This is a genomic window from Microbacterium sp. (genome assembly GCF_036277215.1).
In the GTDB taxonomy this organism is placed as follows: Bacteria; Actinomycetota; Actinomycetes; order Actinomycetales; family Microbacteriaceae; genus Microbacterium.
On the sequence record NZ_DASUNI010000087.1, the window covers coordinates 1 to 4,764 of the forward strand.

A 4,764-nucleotide genomic window follows, 5' to 3' on the forward strand; every position below is an offset into this window, starting at 1 on the left:
ACCTACGGTTCCGCGGTCCGCCGCGGACTGCCACGGCAGCCCGGCGGCGACCCCTGGCCCGCTGCCGGAAACGGACCTGCCGTAGCGATCGCCGAGCCCGTCGCCTCTCCGGTCGTTGAGCGAGCGCAGCGAGACGATACGCCCGCACCCCCGGTCGCGGGACCCGTCGAGGCAGCGCCCGCACCCCCGGTCGTTGAGCGAGCGCAGCGAGACGGGATGCCCGCCTCTCCGGTCGTTGAGCGAGCGAAGCGAGACGAAACGCCCGCACCCCGCAGCATCCGCCGCGGGCTCCCCCGCGTCGTGGGCGGGGAGCCGTGGCCGCCGGCCGCGATCGCGCCGGTTGCCGCAGCCCCGATCCAGACCGCACCATCGGCCGGCGCAGCCCCGGCACCGTCGACGACAGCGGATGCCGCGCCCCCTCCGACCGCGGATGTCGCTCCCGTCGTCGCGACACGGGCGACCGTACCCGCTACGACGGATGCGCCGGCCGCGGGCAATGGCGCCCGCTCGATCCGTCGGGGGCTTCCGCGCGTCCCCGGGGGCCAACCGTGGCCGCCCATAGGCCTCACCCCTGCCGCCATCGCAGCCGACGGCGGCGGGTTCCCGCCGACGCCGCACCCGGAGTCGCCGCAGCATGCGGAGGACCCGCCACACGCGCTGCCAGGGGTGGCGGCATCCGCTGTCATCCAACAACCGGCGGCATCGACGATCCCGGTGCCCACCCCCGACGGGGAAGGTCGGCCGCTGCGCCGCGGTCTTGCGCGCGTGCGCGGTGGTGACGCATGGCCGCCGGCCGGAATCGCGCCCGCGGCGCGCTCCGAGGTGGCAGCTTCTGTCGCTTCAGCGCCCGGGACGCGGCAAGAAGTGCCACCTGCGCAGGTCGCGCCCGGCGCGGCGCGCTCCGAGGTGGTAGCTTCTGTCGCGCCAGCGCCTGCGCAAGCGATGGGTCAGGCAGCGCCACCTGAGCAGACCGCCGCCGAGCAGCTTCCGGATCAGGCCGCGTCGCGGGCCGAGGTCGGCACCGCCCTGGCCACGGTCGCGGTGCCGGGAGAGCTGGCGCCGCTGCCGTTTCCGCAGACGGTGTTCCCGGGCGAAGCCGCCGCTGCCTTCGAGGAGGAGCGGCTCTCCGGCCGGCGGACACCTATTCCGGAGCCGGTGCGGATCGGCCCGTTCACGCGCCTGCAGTGGGCGGGCGCGGCGATCGTCGCCGGAGGCGGGCTGCTGTACGCGGCGGCGATGGCGGTGGTCGCGGTGCGGTGGCTGCTCAGCCTGGAGCCGATGCAGGAGTTCCTGGCCGCCTACCCGGGGGAGTACCCGCTGCCGGCCGGGGCGCCGGTGGGGATCCCGCCGTGGCTGGGCTGGCAGCACTTCTTCAACGTGTTCCTGCTGGTGCTGATCATCCGCTCCGGGCTGCAGGTGCGCACCGAGAAACGCCCGACCGCGTTCTGGTCGCCGCGGGGCAACCCGAAGCGCAAGATCAGCCTGAACCTGTGGTTGCACCAGTCCCTCGACATCCTGTGGATCGTCAACGGGGTGATCTTCGTGATCCTCCTGTTCGCCACGGGGCAGTGGATGAAGCTGGTCCCCACCAGCTGGGCGGTGTTCCCCAACGCGGTGTCCGCGGCGCTGCAGTACGTGTCTTTGGACTGGCCCACCGAGAACGGGTGGGTCAACTACAACAGCCTGCAGCAGCTGGCGTACTTCGCCACCGTGTTCGTCGCCGCCCCGCTCGCGATCGCCACCGGAGTGCGGATGAGTGGGATCTGGCCCAAGAACGCCACCGCCCTGAACAAGGCGTACCCGGTGGAATGGGCGCGCGCGATCCACTTCCCCGTGATGCTGTACTTCGTCGCGTTCATCATCGTGCACGTCGCGCTCGTGTTCGCCACCGGAGCGCTGCGCAACCTCAACCACATGTACGCGTTCCAGGATGCCGTCAACTGGACAGGCTTCTGGATCTTCGCCGCATCGATGGTCGTGATCGCCGCAGGATGGGTCGCCGCACGACCGCTCGTGCTGGCCCCCATCGCCCGCCTGTTCGGCAAGGTCAGCGGACGCTGAGGCTCACGGGCCCGAACGGTACGCCTCGGCCTCGATCTCGCGAACGGATGCCGCACCCGCGGCATAGCCATCGGCGTACGCTTCGTCCGCCCCGAGGCGGAACATGTCGCGTTCGGCATCACGCACGATCGAGCGCGCGCCGGGCAGGTCGAGCGACCCGACCAGGTCCGCGCGGCCCCGGACGACGGCGACCGGAAGCCGGGCGGCCTTGCCCTTGACGAGATCGGTGGCGGCCGCCAGCTCGTCGGCGACGCATGGCATCGTGACTACGAGCGGCCGGCCCTCGGCATCCGTTCCACCTCGCAGATCCTCGAAGACGGAGACGCCGCCGGCGCCGATCGCACTGTCGGTCTGCCCCTCGCGCCACGCACGCCCGAGAGTGTCGGAGATGAGCACGCCGACCGTCACGCCGAGCCGCGCACGCAGGCCCGACGCCAGGGAGCGCGCCGAAGCATCCGGGTCGACCGGCAGGAGCAGCACCGTCCCCGCCGGCGTGTTCGACGCATCGACGCCGGCAGCAGCCGAAACGATGCCCAGCCGGTTCTCGACGATGCGCGTCATATGCCCTCCGGGTGATGGGCGGGTCGCCACGACCCGAACGGTCTCCGCGGTGATCGCGTCCTCGCGGTCGGCCGCGGCCACAAGGCGGCCCTCCGCCTTCGAAACGATTTTTGAGGTGACGACGAGGATGTCGCCGTCCCGCAACGTGGGGCCGGCGGCATCCGCGATCACCTGGACGAGATCTGTGCCGGGCAGGATCTCGGGGATGCCCTCCAGAGCCCAGATCTGCAGCGGCTCAGGCATGCATTCCGTTCGAGCGCGCCCGCGTCAGCGGACGAACCGCACCTCGGTGAGCGTCTCACCGAGGAAGGGCTCGGTGTGCGTCGCACCGTCGAGCTGGAAGCCGTTGCGCACATAGAAACGGTGCGCCCGGGGGTTGTCCTCGGCGACCCACAGGTAGACCGACTCGGTCGGGTCGATGGCCGCGTCGAAGAGCTGCTGGCCGATGCCGGTTCCGTGGAACGCGTCGAGCAGGTAGATGAAGTACAGCTCGCGCAGGCGCGGAGCGTCCCGGTCGCGCGCCGGACCCGAGCCGACGAACCCGACGATCTCGCCGTTCACGAGCGCGGCGCTCATGCGGAACTCCGGGCCCTGAACGGCCCAGTGCGTCCACAATTCGGCGAGACGCCGCGGCGAGACATTTTCGAGCGCGGCCTTGCTGATCAGGTGATCGTAGGTCTCGTGCCAGCAGGTCGCATGCACACGTCCGAGGGCTTCAGCGTCGACGTCCCGCACCGGACGGACGATGATGTCGGTCTGCAGTTCGGCATCCATGGGGCGACTCTACGCTCGGGTCTGCGGCGAGGGAAATCGAGCTGTTCGGTCGCCGCAGGGCGTCCCGCGGACCACTTCATGCATATCGGATGCCGCTCCGACGGCAGTGGATACGGCACAACGGAATCGCCGATCCACGCGCGGATGGCTACCATCGCATCTCGTGAATGTGATCTGGCGGAGCCTGCTGACGATCTGGCGCGCGAAGGTGCAGTTGCGCCGCAAGGGGACGCTCGAGCCGACGGCCGTCGGCCGCGTACGAGTGCGGACGCTGCCGACCGACATCGACCTTCTGGGTCACATGAACAACGGGCGATATGCGTCGCTGTTCGACCTCGGGCGCTTCGATCTGCTGATCCGCACCGGCATCTGGGACGTGTTCCAGAAGCGCGGCTGGTACGCCGTGGTCGCAAACGAGACGATCACGTTCCGCAAGTCGCTCGAGCTGTGGCAGCGGTTCACGGTCGAGTCACGACTGCTCGGGCACGATGACAAATCCGCGTACCTGATGCACCGCGCCGTCGTCGACGGTGAGATCTACGCCGAGATGGTCGTGCGCGCGAGGTTCCTCCGCCGATCCGGCGGGCTCGTCCCCCACGAGGAGCTGTTCGAGGCGCTGCATCGTCCCGACAACCTGCCCGAGCTGGCCCCCTGGGTCACCGAGTGGGCCGCGTCCGCCGCCCTGCCCTCGACGCGCAAGCCTGCTCCGAGCGTCTGGGGTTGACCGGATAGCGTGGACGGATGATCGCCGTCCTCCGGGTCGCCGGGCTGCTCCTGTGGAAGCATTGGCCGGCACTGCTCGCCCTGTACCTCGCGGGCACCCTGGGACGGTACGTCGCGCTCGAACTCGCCGGTTTCGTCGGCGCCTACAGCGCGATCGCCGGTGCTGCTCTGTTTCCGCTCGCGATCCTCTCCAGGCTCGTCGCGCTCGTTGCCATGCTGCTCGTGCTGCGCGATGGGATGGCACAGCTGGGCGTCCTGGCGCCCATTCCCACGGATCGCTCCGAACGACGCCGAGCCTTCGTCGACGCGCTTCTGGCCGGCATCCTGCCGTTCGTCGCGTTCTACGCCGCCTGGGGCTATCTGCGTGAAGACGCCGCGGCCTATTTCGCCCGGGTTCTGGAGGTGAACAGCGGCCTGATCGCCGATGAGATCCTCGGCGGAGCCGAGCGCGCGGGTGACGCGGCGGCCGGCGAGCTCAGCCTCGGGCCGGTGACGATCGGCCTCATCGTCGTCGCCTTCATCGGCCGATGGCTGTGGAAGCGCTACCGGAGCCGCCTTCCGAAGGCATTGGCCGCGATCGCCGTGTACCTCGAGGTGCTGTGGGTCTACCTGTCGGTGACGCTCGTCGCCGACGCCTTCGACTCC

Annotated in this window: 4 protein-coding genes and 1 pseudogene; 3 read left to right on the plus strand and 2 right to left on the minus strand. The window is 70.3% G+C overall.

The features are described from left to right. Positions 1-942: 942 nt before the first annotated feature. A complete protein-coding gene (locus tag VFX99_RS04395) occupies positions 943-2,061 on the plus strand; it encodes a cytochrome b/b6 domain-containing protein (protein WP_329665103.1) in 1,119 nt (372 codons plus the stop codon). 3 nt (positions 2,062-2,064) lie between these two features. Here the strand turns inward: VFX99_RS04395 and VFX99_RS04400 are convergent, their stop codons facing one another. Continuing rightward, positions 2,065-2,865, minus strand: coding sequence for a coenzyme F420-0:L-glutamate ligase (locus tag VFX99_RS04400; protein WP_329665104.1), 801 nt, complete (start codon positions 2,863-2,865; stop codon positions 2,065-2,067). Between the two features lie 24 nt (positions 2,866-2,889). Continuing rightward, complete coding sequence (locus tag VFX99_RS04405) at positions 2,890-3,396, minus strand: GNAT family N-acetyltransferase (RefSeq protein WP_329665105.1); 507 nt, start codon at positions 3,394-3,396, stop codon at positions 2,890-2,892. Between the two features lie 163 nt (positions 3,397-3,559). Between VFX99_RS04405 and VFX99_RS04410 the strand changes: the two genes are divergently transcribed. Continuing rightward, positions 3,560-4,120, plus strand: a complete 561-nt coding sequence (locus tag VFX99_RS04410) for an acyl-CoA thioesterase (RefSeq protein ID WP_329665106.1) — start codon at positions 3,560-3,562, stop codon at positions 4,118-4,120. 17 nt (positions 4,121-4,137) lie between these two features. Then, positions 4,138-4,764, plus strand: a pseudogene (locus VFX99_RS04415) (hypothetical protein); the annotation flags it as partial.

What these genes read in the sequence shown, in the direction of transcription:
- VFX99_RS04400 (WP_329665104.1), bottom strand. Translation starts at nt 2,865, where the DNA reads ATGCCTGAGCCGCTGCAGATCTGGGCTCTGGAGGGCATCCCCGAGATC.
- VFX99_RS04405 (WP_329665105.1), bottom strand. Translation starts at nt 3,396, where the DNA reads ATGGATGCCGAACTGCAGACCGACATCATCGTCCGTCCGGTGCGGGAC.
- VFX99_RS04395 (WP_329665103.1), top strand. Translation starts at nt 943, where the DNA reads ATGGGTCAGGCAGCGCCACCTGAGCAGACCGCCGCCGAGCAGCTTCCG.